We start from the raw sequence: 15,145 nt of genomic DNA on the forward strand, positions 1-15,145 counted from the left end.
AAAAGGCGCATCAGCGCCTTTTTATGTTGTATCAGAGCCACAACACTGCGTTACGGCATAATCGCTTCTTTTAAATACTGGAACAGCTCTTTGTAGGCTTTGCCTGGCTTCTCAGCTTTTACTTCTTTACTTGCTTGGCGCGCCATCTGGCGCATTTTTTGACGCTCAAGTTCAGGATACTTATCCAATAGCTCATTAATCTTGCTATCTCCTTTGGCAATCACTTCATCGCGAATAAGCTCAATCTTATTCAGCAATACGTCTGCTTTATTGTTCTTATTTAGCATCAAATCCATCGCAGCCTGAATATCTTCGACATTTGGAGTACTACGCAATGTCTTGGCAATGTAGTTCATATGACGACGGTAAGCATCTGTTTTAGCACGGATCCTATCCGCAACAGTCATGGCCTCTTTAAGCTCGTCCGTTAGAGGTAACTTCTCACGCTGCTTCTTGCCAAGCCCTGCAATTTCACAGCCTAGTTCATGCAACTCTAGCGCCTCGCGCTTAAGCTCGCTTTTTGAAACGTAAATAATCTCTTCTTCGGTCGTTTGCTCGTGTTTAGCCATTGGTCTTGTCTATACTAGTAAATATTAAGGTCTCTACATTAGAGTATACCACAATTGATCACTACAATAGTTAGTAGCTGTGATAGCATATTAGCTAATATGTTTTAGTTAGACGAGCGAGCGGATAAGGTATCTATGACTCAACCTCAACAACACCCTATATATAATCAAATTGATGATGTGAAAAATGCAGTTGCCGATGTGTTAGCGCATGCTAAAAAACTAGGTGCAACCTCGGCAGAAGCGGCGATGTCTAGTACCTCTGGTCTGTCTGTAAGTACACGAATGGGAGAGGTTGAAACCATTGAGTTTAATCAAGATGGTGGTCTTGGTATTAGCGTTTATGTGGGTAATCATAAAGGCTCAGCATCAACCGCGGATCTGAGTCCTGAAGCCCTGCGCTCAGTGGTTGAAAAAGCCGTAGATATTGCTCGATTTACCTCGGATGACCCCTGTAATGGTGTGGCGGATAAAGCCTTGCTAGAGATGTCAGCAGCAGATTTAGATCTTTTCCATCCTTGGCAAGTTTCTCCCGATGAAGCCATTGAGCAATGTATTGCTGCTGAAAAAGCTGCGTTAGCATTCGATCCTCGAATCGTGAATTCTGATGGCGCGAGCTTATCGAGCCACCAAGGGATCCGTGTATATGGCAATAGCCATGGCTTAATTGCAGGGTTTCCACGCACCAGACACAGCCTGAGCACCATGGTGATTGGTAAAGAGGGTGAGCAAATGCAACGGGACTCTGCATATGCGTTATCTCGCGTGCACGCGGAGCTAAAATCCCCTGAAGAAGTCGGTTTAGAGGCGGCACAATCAACGCTTGCAAAATTAGGCAGTCGTAAGGTGTCAACGCGCAAAGTGCCTGTTATTTTTCGAGCGGATATTGCTAACAGCTTATTTGGGCACTTAGTGTCAGGTATTGGTGGCGGCGCGCTATATCGTAAGTCTAGCTTCTTGTTGGATTCTTTAGACACACAAATTTTTAATCGCTGCGTTAACATTGAAGAGAAGCCACATTTATTAAGAGGGCTTGCTTCGAGTCCTTTCGATAGCGAAGGTGTAAAAACCATCGACCGTGAAATTATCACAGATGGCGTGCTCAATACTTACTTATTGGCAAGCTATGCTGCACGTAGAATGAATATGCAAGCGACAGGTCACGCAGGTGGGATCCATAACTGGTTAGTAAAACCAACACACGACGATTTAACCAGCCTACTTGAGTCGATGGGCACTGGTTTGTTAGTCACTGAACTTATGGGGCAAGGTGTTAATACGGTAACTGGTGATTACTCTAGGGGAGCTGCTGGTTTTTGGGTCGAAAATGGAGAACTTCAATATCCTGTAAGTGAAATTACTATCGCTGGTAATTTAAAAGATATGTTTATGGGGATTGAAGGCGTTGGCGCTGATATTGAATGCCGAGGAGCAGTACAAACCGGCTCTATACTACTCAATAATATGCAAATAGCGGGCGAATAACTCCCTCTCTCAGCTCAAGAAATGCTGGTTTTGACCAGCATTTCCCGCTATTTTGACTCTATTACTGCTACACTAATAACCAAGTTGCGGTGCCAAGGAATGCAAAGATCCCTACGATATCAGTAACGGTTGTTAGTACCACACTACCAGCTAGCGCTGGATCGATATTCATTTTCTTTAACATAATTGGAATACTGGCACCTGCAATACCCGCTGCGACTAAGTTCATAAACATTGCGAAGGCAATTACAGCACCGAGTGTAAAATCCCACTGCCATATAGCAATAACCCCAGCGATCAAGACAGACCACAGCACGCCGTTTAAGGCGCCGATCGCCAGCTCTTTACCCATTAAAAACTTTTGGTTAGTCTGGTTAATATGACCAAGGGCAATACCGCGAATCACTAGGGTTAGCGTTTGGCTACCGGCAACGCCGCCCATACTTGGTACTATGCCATTTAACACCGCGAGAATAGGTAAAATATCCAAAGTACCTTCGAAGAAGCTTGCAACAAACGCAGCCATCAAGGCAGTTAGCAGGTTAATCCCAAGCCAAATAGAGCGGCGCTGGCTACTTTTTAAAACTGGCGCAAAGGTGTCTTCTTCATCTTCAAGACCTGCCATACTTAACAAGCTGTGCTCAGCATCTTCACGAATAACGTCAACAACGTCATCAATGGTGACACGGCCAAGCAAATGGGCGTTATCGTCAACGACGGGAGCTGAGATCCAGTTATGACGCTCAAAAAGCTGCGCCACTTCAGACTCATCCATGGAGATAGGGATCGTTTCCTTATCTTCATCCATCAAGTCTCGAACCATACTGTCAGGAGACTTAGTTAATAAGGTATTGACTGGTAAGGCACCCAAGAAACAGTTGTCTTTATCGACAACATATAGCTCATCTGTGCCGTCTGGCAATTCGCCTTTAAGACGTAGATATCTAAATACAACTTCCAAGGTAACATCGGGTCGAATAGTTACCGTGTCGGTGCTCATTAGCGCACCGGCAGAGTGTTCCTTGTAGGACAAAGCTTGTGTCGCACGTTCTCTATCTTGGCTATCCATCGCTCCGATAACGTCTTTGTAGACGGTATCAGGCAGGCTTCTTAGGACATCACCAAGGTCATCGTCGTCCATGTCTTCTGTAGCGGCGGCGATTAGCTCAGGTTCCATCTGGGCGATGATCCCAAGTCTTACGTCCTCTGACAGTTCCTCTAAGACATCCCCTTGGATATCTGGGTCAACAAGCTGCCACAGCATAGAGCGAATTTTATGAGGGGATGATTCTAAAAGCAGTGCAGTGTCACAAGGTGCTGTTTCTGCGAGCATACGCCTAACTTGAACAAACTGACCACTGTTTAAGGCGTTAGTTACCTTTTGGAGTTGTTCCAGTGTGTAGTCTTGTTCAAATACTTCAGGCATAGGCATCCTTTTTGATATTAATGGTGGTTAACGTGATTAAGTTAACCCTATTCATTTATTTTATCGCAGAAATCAATTTCTTAATTTGAATTTTATTCGTGTTGTTTCTGCTGGTGGGTTGCTATCGTTAATATACGTTAAAGGTGTACGCAACGATAAAGTAGGATTTTCCGGCAACTAGCTTTACTGCACGAAAGAAACCTAAATTGGTATTACAGTGTAACTCAGTTTATTAGGAACTACCAAGGTTTACGCTTAATTATGAGAGACTTATTAGACCACTTTGGTTACGGAGGAGGGGGAGATTAGCAGGGAGTAAATGAATCAGGCCTTATTGTTTTACTGACGATTACTCGGATTCATTAAACTTATTTTCTATCAGTCCGCCAATGGCGTCTAGTGCATACTGAGCATCAGGACCTTCACAAACCACTCGGACTTCTTTCCCTTGGCTGCTTTCAAGTAACAACAGCGCTAGTACGCTGTCAGCAGCAGCACTTTTGTCTCCTTGATATAAGGTCACTTCGGCATCAAATTGGGTTGCTAATTGCGCAAGAACCGTCGCTGCTCGAGCGTGCAGGCCGAGTTTGTTTTGGATTAAAAACGTATCTTCTAACATTTAACCCTCTTGCTCTCGGTGACGAATTTTGACGTTGGGATGGGTTTTAGCAAAACGTTCACCAATGGTTTGCGCTAAGTATACCGAGCGATGTTGCCCACCTGTACATCCTATTGCGATCGTTAGATAACTGCGATTGTTACGCTCTAAGTGTGGTAACCAAGTTTGTACGAAGGTTTGGATCTGCCAAGTAAACTTTTGCACGATGCTGTGACTCGACAAATAGTCTTTGACTGGCTGATCTAAGCCAGTTAGCGGCTTAAGCTCAGGCTCCCAATGTGGGTTGGGTAAAAAGCGCGCATCAAAAACGTAATCCGCTTGTTTTGGGATGCCGTGTTTAAAGCCGAAAGATTCAAAGGTAATAATGAGTTGTTTGTCTTTTTTACCTAAGATTTTTTCGCGGATATCTTCTGCAAGTTGATGAACGCTCAGGCCTGTAGTATCAATGAGAAAATCGGCGCGAGTGATCAGCACGTCTAACAATTCCCGTTCTTTCTTTATCGCAACATCTAATGGAAGATTATGCAGTGAAAGAGGGTGCAAACGGCGTGTTTCTGAGAAGCGCTTTATCAGGGTTTGATCGTCACTGTCTAAATAAAACAGGGTAGGTTTGGCAAAGCCTGGTAAGTATTCAAGAATGTCATTAAACTCGTCCTGTTCTTTAGGTAAGTTTCTAACATCAATACTGACTGCAATTTTATTATAATTGTCCGAAACACTGCGGACTAAAGACGGCAGCAAATTGACCGGAATGTTATCCACACAATAGTAGCCTAAGTCTTCCAATACTCGAAGCGCTACAGATTTACCAGAGCCTGAGCGGCCACTGATAATGATAAGCTCGAGTCCTTTTTCTTCATCACTCATCAAGTTCACCTTGGATCACTGCATATAACTCATCATCACTTTTTGCTTGCCTAAGCATTTTGCAAAAAGACTTGTCTTTGAGTGTATCAGCAATCGCCGCTAAGGTCTTCAGGTGTTGTTGATTATCACCTTCAGGTACGATGAACGCGACAAAAATATCGACAGGCTGCTTATCTATGGCTTCAAACTGGATCCCTTGCTCGCTGACAAGCACCATAGCAAGGATTTTATCCAAACCTTCAAGTCGACCATGGGGAATGGCAATGCCTTTACCGATCCCTGTGCTGCCTAATTTCTCTCGCGCCATTAAGGCGTCCAAGATAGCATGCTGACTGGTATTTGGAATTTGGCTATGAGCCAGTTCGCTGATGTATTCTAAAATACGTTTTTTGCTATTAAAAAGGACCGCAGCTTTACTGCAGTCCTTGTTCACTAATTCACTTAATTTCATCTTAGTGTCGAGTGAGCTTCTCTTTGTGTTTAATAACTTGACGATCTAGCTTGTCGATAAGGCCATCAATTGCGGCATACATATCTTGATGCTCTGTTGATGCAAATAGCTCGCCGCCGTTTACGTGTAATGTTGCTTCTGCTTTTTGTACTAGTTTCTCGACATCAAGGATCACATGCACATTATTGATATGATCAAAGTGCCTTTCTAGCTTCGCAAACTTGTTGGTGACATAGTCTCTTAATGAGTCAGTAATTTCTACATGGCGACCAGTTAGATTTAGTTGCATAAGCATTTTTCCTTCTTGGGTTTTACGTCTTATATCAAGCTTTTACGCTGATTTGACGGTGGAATGGCTAGGGATTCACGATATTTTGCAATCGTACGTCTCGCTACCTTAATTCCTTGCTCAGCTAAGATATCTGCAATTTTGCTGTCACTCAATGGCTTCGCGGTATTCTCTGCAGCTATCAGCTTTTTGATAAGTGCTCTAATTGCTGTAGAAGAGCACTCACCTCCATTTTCCGTACTTACATGGCTAGAGAAGAAATACTTCAGCTCAAATATTCCCCGAGGTGTATGCATGTATTTTTGTGTTGTCACACGGGAAATTGTGGACTCATGCATCTCAACCATTTCAGCAACATCATTTAGCACCATAGGGCGCATTGCTTCGGGGCCATGTTCAAAGAATGCCTGTTGTTGTTGCACAATGCAATTGGTAACTTTTAATAAAGTATCATTTCGGCTTTCTAAGCTTTTAATAAACCACTTTGCTTCTTGTAAATGTGAGCGAATAAACTGACTATCCGTACTGGATTTCGCCGTTCTAGACATCGCAGCGTAATGGTCATTTACTCTTATTTTAGGCATAGCATCAGGATTTAGCTCTACGACCCAACGACCTTTTACTTTTTTCACCGATACGTCAGGGATCACATATTCAGGCTCTTCATGAATAATGCTTGCCGCAGGCTTTGGGTTAAGGCTATGTATTAACGTCATGACCTCTTTGAGATCGGCTTCTTTAAGGCGCGTTTTCTTAGCCAAAGTTCGATAGTCACGGCTGGCAAGCAAGTCGATATGCTCTGTCAGGATCATTTTTGTTTCGGCAATCCATGGGGTATCTGGGGCGAATTGGTTTAGCTGAATGCATAAGCATTCTTGTAAACTACGCGCTGCGATACCGACAGGGTCAAAAAGCTGAATGCGTTTGAGTACGGCTTCGACTTCATCTAGCTCAATAGGCTCTTCGCTATTCTCGTCATTAATGCTTTCTAAAATGTCTTCGCAAGACAGTGTTAGAATGCCTGACAGGTCGACCGCTTCAATAATCGCAATCGCAATAGCTCTATCTGTTGGACTAAATGGTGTCAGTTCGAGTTGCCACATGAGATAATCGTGGAGAGATTCAGAGGTTTCCCCTTGATAAACATTATCGTCATCGGGAAGTGGACCTGAGCTTGCAGCAGGCGCTGCACTCATATACTCGTCCCAAGTGACATCCATGGCAAGGTCATCGCTCACAGTGTCTTTGCTCATGGCGGTATCTGAGTCTATCTCATAGTCACTAACCTGCGTTTCATCGGCTGAATCTTGATTGTCGTCAGCACGGCTCTTTTCTTGGCTGTGTTGGTCAGCGTTTTCGCCGTCAGTATTATCACCTTCTTCCACTTCCAACAATGGATTGCTGTCTAATGCTTCTTGTATTTCTTGTTGCAGATCCAATGTACTAAGCTGCAGCAAGCGAATGGCTTGTTGCAGTTGCGGAGTCATTGTAAGTTGCTGCCCCATGCGCAGCTGTAATGATTGCCTCATGTATCTCTAACAATCCTTTTTAACAGTTATTAATACTACGTCTTAACTATAGCTTGAATTGTTCGCCTAGGTAGACATCTCTTACGGTTTGATCTGCCAAAACATGTTCTGGCGTGCCTGCAGCGATTAACTCACCATGTGAAACGATGTAGGCCTTTTCACATACGTCCAGTGTTTCTCTAACGTTATGATCGGTGATAAGCACACCGATACCACGGTTTTTTAGGTGCTCTATGATTGTCTTTATATCTAACACCGAAATAGGATCAACACCAGCAAAAGGTTCATCTAACAGGATAAACTTAGGGTTTGCGGCTAAAGCACGAGCAATTTCGACTCGTCTTCTTTCGCCTCCCGACAATGCCATGCCCTGTGAGTCGCGAATGTGTTGAATATTAAACTCATCCAGTAACTCGTTTAGTTCAGCTTCTCTTTCAACTTTAGATAAGTCTTTTCGAGTTTCTAAAATCGCCATCAAATTTTGATAGACCGTGAGTTTTCTAAAGATTGAAGACTCTTGCGGTAGATAGCCAATACCAAGTCGTGCACGGCTGTGCATCGGTAACAAAGTGATATCTTCGTCATCAATCTGAATATAGCCTTTGTCGCTTGGTACTAACCCTACAATCATGTAGAACGTAGTGGTTTTACCTGCACCATTTGGTCCTAATAAGCCTACAATACTGCCAGCCTGAACACTTAAACCAACATTTTTGACGACCTGACGACCCTTATAACTCTTTGCTAGACCAGTTGCTTTGAGCTCGCTCATTAATTGTTACCTTCTTCCTGCGCTTTTTTCTCTTTAGCGTCTTTTTTGTCATCAACAGGAACAAGGATGGTTCTTACTCGAGAGTCTTCTTGGTCTGAGCGCTCAGCGCTGATCAATTGCTTTTCAATGTCATAGGTGATGACTTGAGCATTGATTTTTTGCCCAGTTTGATTGATTTCAGCATCACCAGAAATCACTAGGGTTCCCTTCGCTACGTCGTAACGGATTTCATTTGCTTTGGCTTCTAGCAAGTTGCCATCGGGTTGACGTTCGCTAAAAGTGGCAGGGCTGCCAGTTGCCACAAGCAGTTGCTTGTTAATGCCAAGTTCCGCGCGACGGTGGACCTCTAGGCGATCGGCATTTATCTTTCTGTTGCCATGAATAATAACAACATTCTGTTCAAAAATACCGATGTTGCTTTGCAGTTGAGCTTGCTGACGGCCAGCATCAATAATGACTTCATTTTGTTCTGCAGCAATTGCTAGAGTAGAACTTGCAAGCAAGCCGATGAAAACTAGTTTGTTAATGATTTTACTGGTCATAATAAATTGTCTTTGTGTGGTTGATGAGTTCGATCACTTGCTTTTGTAGATCCGCATGCAGTCCTTTACCTGTGATCCTAAGACTAGGACCGTTGATAACGACAGGGTGTTCCGACTTCATCAATTTTTGCTTAATTTCAACTCTTACATTATCGGCATTGATATCCGTGATCATGGCGTTAGGTGTTAAATTCTTTGCCAACACATTGCCCTCTAATATCAAGGTGTTGTTTTCGTATAGGGTTGCTTCTAATGCGCTTATTTGCCAATTCTGTTCACCGTTATATAAGGTGAAAATGGGCTTTTCAAAGTGACTAAAGCCAAGATCTTGATACAACTCCATCTTATCAGCAGTTACCTGATAGTTTAATAAGCCATTTTCACTATAGGTCGTTTGCTGAAGCGTGGTTGCAACATAATCGGGTTTAGCTAACGGTTCATCTTCGTTTGCTGGATCCGCCTCTGATGGATTAAACATGGGCGACCACATCCATACCATTAAAGAAGCGAAAACAATGAGTAAGATGACACGTAATACGGTCATGTACTTGATCCTTTGGAAGTCAATAAGTGATTTTGGCTGAGCATTAGAAGATCAGTTAGTTCTCTCACGGCACCAAAGCCACCTGGCATCAAGGTCGTGTAATGGGCGATATGTTTAACAAGAGGATGTGCATCATTGACGGCAACGGCAAAACCAACTCGTTCCATTACGGGTAGATCTGGGCCATCATCACCAATATATGCAATTTCGTCATCATTAAGGTTGAGCTTAGTCTTCAGTTCATCATATGCCACTAACTTGTTTTCTTGACCTTGGTAAATATAAGTTACATTTAAACTAGTCATGCGTTGCTGAACTATTTGTGAATGTCTACCTGTGATAACGGCGACTTCGATACCACTATCAATCAAGGCCTTAATACCAAACCCGTCTTTGGTATTAAATGCTTTCAGTTCTTCACCATTGTTACCAAGGTATATACGGCCATCTGAGAATACGCCATCAATATCGCAAATTAATAATTTGATTTGTTTTGCTTTTTCCCAAGCTTCAGTTGAAATCGTCTGATATAAATCTTCAAATTGCATTACAGCACCCCCGCTCTAAGTAAATCTTGCGTATTCAAGGCGCCAACCGGAATGTTGTTTTCGTTCACCACAATCAAGCCGTTAATCCGTTTGGTTTCCATAATATTGAGTACCTCAGCTGCGAGCATATCGGCGCGTGCCGTCGTACTTTTAGCCGTCATTACTTGCGTGATTGGGGTGGTGTGAATATCGACCTTTTGTTCGATAATACGGCGCAAGTCACCATCGGTAAAAATACCTTGTAATTGCGAGCTTTCATCTACGATTGCCGTCATACCTAAACTTTTAGCTGACATTTCAAATAAAGCTTCTTTAACTGTGCAATGACTATTGACCATAGGGATTGCATCCCCTTGATGCATGACATCAGCAACGGTTAGTAGTAGACGCCTTCCTAAACTACCGCCAGGATGAGAAAGTGCAAAATCATCAGCCGTAAAGCCTCTGGCTTCAAGTAGCGCAACCGCGAGCGCATCACCCATCACTAGCGTAGCTGTGGTGCTGGCCGTGGGTGCAAGTCCTAGTGGGCAGGCTTCTTTTGATACTTTAACACAAAGGTGAACCGTCGCATTACGAGCCATTGTAGAGCTTGGGTTGCCTGTCATGGAAATAACGGGGGCCCCTAAGCGCTTAATTACAGGTAGGATTGAGATCACCTCTTGGGTTTCCCCTGAGTTGGAGATCATCAGTACCACATCATCTTTGGTGATCATACCTAAGTCGCCGTGACTTGCTTCACCTGGATGAACAAAAAATGCGGGGCTGCCAGTACTTGCGAGTGTCGCTGCGATTTTGTTACCGATGTGGCCGGACTTACCCATGCCAATCACGATGATGCGACCTTGACAGCCAAACATAATTTCACAGGCTTTTACAAATTGCTGATCAACAAACTGTTGCACTTCTTCTATTGCTGCAAGTTCGGTAGCAAAAACTTGATTTGCAGAATCAATAAATGGGTTCGTTGTCACAAGGCTTCCTTAAATGATGTAGTAAATATAACCGACGAAGCTTGCGACAAGTATGCCACCTTCCAAGCGGTTGATGCGGCGCTGACCTGTTAAGCTGAGGCTCATTAGGATAAGCAGCAGTGTCGCGCCAAGCATAATAAATATATCACGTGACGCAATATTGGCGTCGAGGACGGATGGGTTAATGATCCCAGCAATGGATAGCACGGCCAATATATTAAAGATGTTCGAACCAATAATATTGCCAAGCGCTAGATCGTCCTCCTTCTTTAGTACACCAGCAACACAAGCAGCAAGCTCGGGTAAACTAGTACCAACGGCGATAATGGTTAATCCTATTAGCAGGTCACTCATGCCAAAATATTTGGCGATATCAACCGCAGCGCCAACGAGATAGTCCGCGCTAATAGGCAGTAAAATCATACCCACGATTAACCAGAAAACAGCTTTTTGAGTTGGAATATTATTTGGCACTTCTTCACAGGCTTCACTGACAAATGGGTCATCATTATCTCCACCACCACGCTTGGTGATAATGATAAGTGCAAGAAGAAAAGCGGCGAAACCGACTAATAACAAAACACCTTCTACGAAACTAAAGTGGTTATCACTAACGATATACCAAGCTGCCAATGAAACGACGACTAACAGCGGCATTTCGCGGCGCAAAATACCAGAGCCAACGGAGAGTGGCCTTAATAACGCGGTGAGACCCAAAACGAGTAAGATATTGGCGATGTTAGAACCTATGGCATTGCCCACGGCGGTGTCTGTTTTATCTGCAAGAGAGGCTTGCGCAGCAACCATCATTTCTGGTGCTGAAGAACCCATGGCCACGATAGTTAAACCAACAATTAATGTTGGTACACCAAAGTTTCGTGCAAGAGCGGCCGCACCAAAAACAAAGCGGTCAGCACTCCAAACCAGTGCAATAAAGCCAAGAATGAGAATAACAAACGATAAAACCATGAACCTCTAGCCAATAGGATTAAAATTTCGATAGATACTACCAAAAGCGCTCTGGAAAGTATAAGCAAACCGTTACATTTCACTACTTACAAAATTTTACCAAAACGATTTTCCATCTTGTTTGAAAAAAAAGTATCATACTTGGATGAATATAGTCTGGATCTGGAGAGCGACTTGTCGCAGTCAATTGTAGAAATCAAGGATGTAACCTTCTCTCGGGGTGAAAGGATCATCTACAAAAACATGAGCTTTTCCGTACCAAAAGGCAAAATTACCGCAATAATGGGGCCGAGCGGCATTGGTAAAACCACCATGTTGCGACTGATTGGTGGTCAGCTTAAGCCTGATAGCGGTGATATTCTTTTTGCTGGAAACAGTATCCCTAACATGTCTCGAGCAGCTTTATACCAAGCTCGAACGCGCATGAGCATGTTATTTCAAAGTGGCGCTTTGTTTACTGATATGAGCGTGTTCGATAATGTGGCGTTTCCTCTGCGCGAGCATACTGAATTATCTGAAGAGTTAATCCGTTTAGTGGTGTTGATGAAACTCCAAGCGGTTGGCCTTCGTGGTGCAAAAGATTTAATGCCGGCAGAGCTTTCTGGTGGTATGGCAAGACGTGCGGCTTTAGCGCGTTCTATTGCGCTTGATCCTGAATTAATCATGTACGATGAACCGTTTGCAGGTCAGGATCCGATCTCCATGGGTGTTCTAGTTCGCTTGATTAAGTCGCTTAATGAAGTGTTGGGATTATCGTCGTTGATAGTTACCCATGATGTCACCGAAGTACTGAGCATTGCTGACCACGTCGTTATTATTGCTGAACAAGGTGTGATTGGTACGGGAACCCCTGAACAGATGCTTGAACACGAATCGCCATTAGTGCAGCAGTTCTTACAAGGCCTTGCGGATGGTCCTGTGCCATTCCACTTTAAAGCGCCAGATTATCAGCAAGCGCTGTTGCAAGGAGAGTGAGTATGGTCGACTTTTTACAAAAACTAGGCCACAAAACCCTCAGCCGTTTTGCCGCACTTGGCCGTGCCACAACAATGCTTTTTGGGGCGCTATGTAGCTTACCTAATTTCCGAAAAGGCACGCCGCTGTTGATAAAGCAACTTTACATGGTTGGTCATCAATCATTGTTGATTATCATGGTGTCTGGTTTATTTATCGGCATGGTATTGGCATTACAAGGCTATACCGTGTTAGTTGGGTATGGCGCTGAAGATAGCCTTGGACCTTTGGTTGCTTTGAGTTTACTTAGAGAGCTGGGCCCTGTGGTAACCGCACTCTTATTTGCAGGACGTGCAGGCAGTGCGTTAACTGCAGAAATCGGTTTGATGAAGGCAACGGAGCAATTATCTAGTTTAGAAATGATGGCGATAGACCCGCTTAAGCGCGTGGTTGCCCCTCGTTTTTGGGCCGGTTTTATTAGTATGCCGTTACTCGCACTGATATTCTCTGCGATCGCTATTTTAGGCGCACACTTGGTCGGTGTTGATTGGTTAGGCGTAGATTCAGGTAGCTTCTGGTCAATTATGCAATCGCAAGTGTCGTTTCAACAAGACATCTTAAATGGTCTTATTAAGAGTTTCGTATTTGCACTATTAGTAACTTGGATCGCGCTATACAAAGGCTATGACTGTATTCCTACTTCAGAAGGAATAAGTAAAGCGACGACAGAGACGGTAGTACATTCTTCACTGGCTGTACTTGGCTTTGACTTTGTATTAACAGCGGTTATGTTCTCAAGTTAAAAGGTTTTAAAAATGAATACACGGAAAATAGAAATTTTAGTTGGCTTGTTCGTGGCATTGGGCATTGCTGCATTTGTTATGTTGGCGCTAAAGGTGGCTAACTCAGGCTTAAGCGGCAACGGTGAAACTTACACTTTGCATGCTAAGTTCGAAAATATAGGTTCGTTGAAAACTCGTGCCCCAATTAAGGTGGGTGGGGTTGTGATTGGCCGTGTTGATGGAATTCACATCCATCCACAAGAGTTCGTGCCAGTAGTTTCAATGAGTTTAGATAAAAACTACGAGTGTCAGTTTTCCGATACGTCGTCGGTTTCGATTTTGACGTCGGGCATTTTAGGTGAGCAGTATTTAGGTATTTCTCCGGTTATTGCTGCTGAATCTGCGAAGCAAAAATGTCTTGGTCAGGAAGTAACGAGTGAAGATAGCGTTGATCTTGAGTCTCTTTTTGGTGTGGAAACAAAAGCGCTAAAAGACGGTGACATGATCACAGATACAAAATCGGCACTGGTATTAGAAGAGCTAATTGGTCAGTTCCTATTTAATCAAGGGAGCGAGTAAATATGTTAAAAAACATCTATGCAAAATGTCTGACTTTGTTTGTAGCATTGATGGCTACCGCATTGGTTCAGGCGAAAGAAGTGGATTCAAGCGATCCTTATAAAATGGTAGAGCAAGTTGCGGCGCAAACTTTTCAGCGTGTTACGAAAGAGCAAAATATCATTGAAAAAGACAAAGAACACTTACGCGTTATCGTAGAAGAAGAGCTCTTGCCTTACATTGATTACAAATATGCTGCGTATCGTGTATTAGGTTCTTATATTCAAAAGGTTCGCAACATTGAAAGTAAAGAGGAGAAAGCCGCTGCTGTCGAGCATATTAGAGAGTTTATTGAGGTATTCAAAAATTACTTGGTAGCGACTTATGCTGGTGTATTTACTCAATATAAAGACCAAAAGGTAGAATTTGGTGAGCATCGCCCATTTGAGAATGAGGCTGTGGTGGTTGTTAAGACCAAAATTGTAGAACCAGGTAAGCCTGATATCAAAATTGATTTTAAAGTTAGACGCGGGCAAGACGGTGACTGGCGTGCTTTTGACATGATGGCGGAAGGCATTAGTTTACTAGATGCCAAACAATCGGAGCTACATGGTATTTTGCGTCAGCAAGGTATTGAGCATGTGATCCAACTGTTAGATAAGAAGAGCAAGCTTCCGGTGCAATTTAGAGGGGATGATGGTGACGCCTAATATTTCATTCACCGAAAGTAAAGGTGAAATCGTGTTAACTGGTGAGCTTACGAGAGCGAGTTTACCAAGCGCACTGAAACAGTCGACCATCGTTCAAGTGTTGAAAAATGCACAATCAACCGTCTATTTTAACCTTTCTGAGGTGACAAGGGTTGACACCGCGGGCTTAGCTTGGTTAATTCACTCTTTAGGTCAATTGAAACAGCGCGACATTCGTCTCGAGCTGAAAAATACGCCTGAGCAACTGCAAAATTTAATGGAGTTGGGACAGGTGACAACCCTATTTGAGTGAGTCTAATGGAAACAAATCAAGTCGAAACTTTATTGAGAGATACACTATCGCTTGACGAGATCATCGTCAAAGCTAATGGTAGTCACTACGAAGTCATTGCTGTTGGAACGTGTTTTGACGGATTAAGAAGGCTGAAAAGAGAACAGCTGATCTACGGCCCACTGATGGATACTATTAAAGACGGCACTATGCATGCTGTTAGTATTCGTGCATTCACACCTGATGAATGGCAAAAAGAGCGCAAATTTATTCTTCCACAATAACGGAG

Annotated in this window: 20 protein-coding genes; 7 read left to right on the forward strand and 13 right to left on the reverse strand. The window is 43.4% G+C overall.

What is annotated here, in order from left to right; genetic code table 11:
- Window positions 1-50 precede the first annotated feature (50 nt).
- Window positions 51-569, reverse strand: a complete 519-nt coding sequence (gene yjgA, locus L1271_RS03035; protein WP_010605940.1) for a ribosome biogenesis factor YjgA — start codon at window positions 567-569, stop codon at window positions 51-53.
- 135 nt (window positions 570-704) lie between these two features.
- On the opposite strand from yjgA, the gene pmbA reads away from it, so the two are divergent.
- Entirely contained in the window at window positions 705-2,054 is a 1,350-nt protein-coding gene (gene pmbA, locus L1271_RS03040; protein ID WP_235366720.1) for a metalloprotease PmbA, read from the forward strand.
- A gap of 67 nt (window positions 2,055-2,121) precedes the next feature.
- On the opposite strand, the gene mgtE is transcribed toward pmbA, so the two are convergent.
- The 12 genes from mgtE to L1271_RS03100 form a co-directional block, all read right to left on the reverse strand.
- Window positions 2,122-3,480 carry a magnesium transporter gene (gene mgtE / locus L1271_RS03045; RefSeq protein WP_102055979.1) on the reverse strand — a complete coding sequence of 453 codons (1,359 nt, stop codon included), beginning with the start codon at window positions 3,478-3,480 and terminating at the stop codon, window positions 2,122-2,124.
- 349 nt (window positions 3,481-3,829) lie between these two features.
- Window positions 3,830-4,099 (reverse strand): HPr family phosphocarrier protein, encoded by a 270-nt coding sequence (locus L1271_RS03050; RefSeq protein WP_010376658.1) that lies wholly within the window; start codon window positions 4,097-4,099, stop codon window positions 3,830-3,832.
- Window positions 4,100-4,966, reverse strand: a complete 867-nt coding sequence (rapZ, locus tag L1271_RS03055; protein WP_010605937.1) for an RNase adapter RapZ — start codon at window positions 4,964-4,966, stop codon at window positions 4,100-4,102.
- Window positions 4,959-5,417 carry a PTS IIA-like nitrogen regulatory protein PtsN gene (gene ptsN, locus L1271_RS03060; protein WP_010605936.1) on the reverse strand — a complete coding sequence of 153 codons (459 nt, stop codon included), beginning with the start codon at window positions 5,415-5,417 and terminating at the stop codon, window positions 4,959-4,961. The genes rapZ and ptsN overlap by 8 nt, the downstream gene beginning before the upstream one ends.
- A gap of 1 nt (window position 5,418) precedes the next feature.
- Window positions 5,419-5,706, reverse strand: a complete 288-nt coding sequence (gene hpf / locus L1271_RS03065) for a ribosome hibernation promoting factor (protein WP_010376661.1) — start codon at window positions 5,704-5,706, stop codon at window positions 5,419-5,421.
- 29 nt (window positions 5,707-5,735) lie between these two features.
- Entirely contained in the window at window positions 5,736-7,235 is a 1,500-nt protein-coding gene (locus L1271_RS03070) for an RNA polymerase factor sigma-54 (RefSeq protein ID WP_102055981.1), read from the reverse strand.
- A gap of 46 nt (window positions 7,236-7,281) precedes the next feature.
- Window positions 7,282-8,007, reverse strand: a complete 726-nt coding sequence (lptB, locus tag L1271_RS03075; protein ID WP_010605934.1) for an LPS export ABC transporter ATP-binding protein — start codon at window positions 8,005-8,007, stop codon at window positions 7,282-7,284.
- On the reverse strand, window positions 8,007-8,549 hold the full coding sequence (lptA, locus tag L1271_RS03080) for a lipopolysaccharide transport periplasmic protein LptA (protein ID WP_010605933.1): 543 nt from the start codon (window positions 8,547-8,549) through the stop codon (window positions 8,007-8,009). Before lptA ends, lptB begins: the two co-directional genes overlap by 1 nt.
- The gene (gene lptC / locus L1271_RS03085) at window positions 8,539-9,093 is read right to left on the reverse strand and encodes an LPS export ABC transporter periplasmic protein LptC (RefSeq protein WP_235366721.1); all 555 of its coding nucleotides are present in this window, start codon (window positions 9,091-9,093) and stop codon (window positions 8,539-8,541) included. The genes lptA and lptC overlap by 11 nt, the downstream gene beginning before the upstream one ends.
- Window positions 9,090-9,641 carry a 3-deoxy-manno-octulosonate-8-phosphatase KdsC gene (kdsC, locus tag L1271_RS03090; RefSeq protein WP_010605931.1) on the reverse strand — a complete coding sequence of 184 codons (552 nt, stop codon included), beginning with the start codon at window positions 9,639-9,641 and terminating at the stop codon, window positions 9,090-9,092. The genes lptC and kdsC overlap by 4 nt, the downstream gene beginning before the upstream one ends.
- A complete protein-coding gene (locus tag L1271_RS03095; RefSeq protein WP_010605930.1) occupies window positions 9,641-10,612 on the reverse strand; it encodes a KpsF/GutQ family sugar-phosphate isomerase in 972 nt (323 codons plus the stop codon). The genes kdsC and L1271_RS03095 overlap by 1 nt, the downstream gene beginning before the upstream one ends.
- Before the next feature lie 9 nt (window positions 10,613-10,621).
- Window positions 10,622-11,581 (reverse strand): calcium/sodium antiporter, encoded by a 960-nt coding sequence (locus L1271_RS03100; protein WP_102055983.1) that lies wholly within the window; start codon window positions 11,579-11,581, stop codon window positions 10,622-10,624.
- A gap of 174 nt (window positions 11,582-11,755) precedes the next feature.
- On the opposite strand from L1271_RS03100, the gene L1271_RS03105 reads away from it, so the two are divergent.
- Genes L1271_RS03105 through L1271_RS03130 form a run of 6 tightly spaced genes read left to right on the forward strand, consistent with a single transcriptional unit; the run spans window position 11,756 to window position 15,140 of the window.
- On the forward strand, window positions 11,756-12,556 hold the full coding sequence (locus L1271_RS03105) for an ATP-binding cassette domain-containing protein (RefSeq protein ID WP_010376674.1): 801 nt from the start codon (window positions 11,756-11,758) through the stop codon (window positions 12,554-12,556).
- Between the two features lie 2 nt (window positions 12,557-12,558).
- Window positions 12,559-13,338: a lipid asymmetry maintenance ABC transporter permease subunit MlaE gene (gene mlaE / locus L1271_RS03110; protein WP_010376675.1), complete on the forward strand. Its 780-nt coding sequence runs from the start codon at window positions 12,559-12,561 to the stop codon at window positions 13,336-13,338.
- A gap of 12 nt (window positions 13,339-13,350) precedes the next feature.
- A complete protein-coding gene (mlaD, locus tag L1271_RS03115) occupies window positions 13,351-13,896 on the forward strand; it encodes an outer membrane lipid asymmetry maintenance protein MlaD (protein WP_010376676.1) in 546 nt (181 codons plus the stop codon).
- Between the two features lie 2 nt (window positions 13,897-13,898).
- Window positions 13,899-14,585 carry an MlaC/ttg2D family ABC transporter substrate-binding protein gene (locus L1271_RS03120; protein ID WP_010376677.1) on the forward strand — a complete coding sequence of 229 codons (687 nt, stop codon included), beginning with the start codon at window positions 13,899-13,901 and terminating at the stop codon, window positions 14,583-14,585.
- Entirely contained in the window at window positions 14,572-14,877 is a 306-nt protein-coding gene (locus L1271_RS03125) for an STAS domain-containing protein (protein WP_010376680.1), read from the forward strand. Before L1271_RS03120 ends, L1271_RS03125 begins: the two co-directional genes overlap by 14 nt.
- Before the next feature lie 5 nt (window positions 14,878-14,882).
- The gene (locus tag L1271_RS03130; RefSeq protein ID WP_010605927.1) at window positions 14,883-15,140 is read left to right on the forward strand and encodes a BolA family protein; all 258 of its coding nucleotides are present in this window, start codon (window positions 14,883-14,885) and stop codon (window positions 15,138-15,140) included.
- Window positions 15,141-15,145: the final 5 nt, after the last annotated feature.

It is taken from the genome of Pseudoalteromonas sp. OF5H-5, assembly GCF_021530695.1.
GTDB lineage: Bacteria > Pseudomonadota > Gammaproteobacteria > Enterobacterales > Alteromonadaceae > Pseudoalteromonas.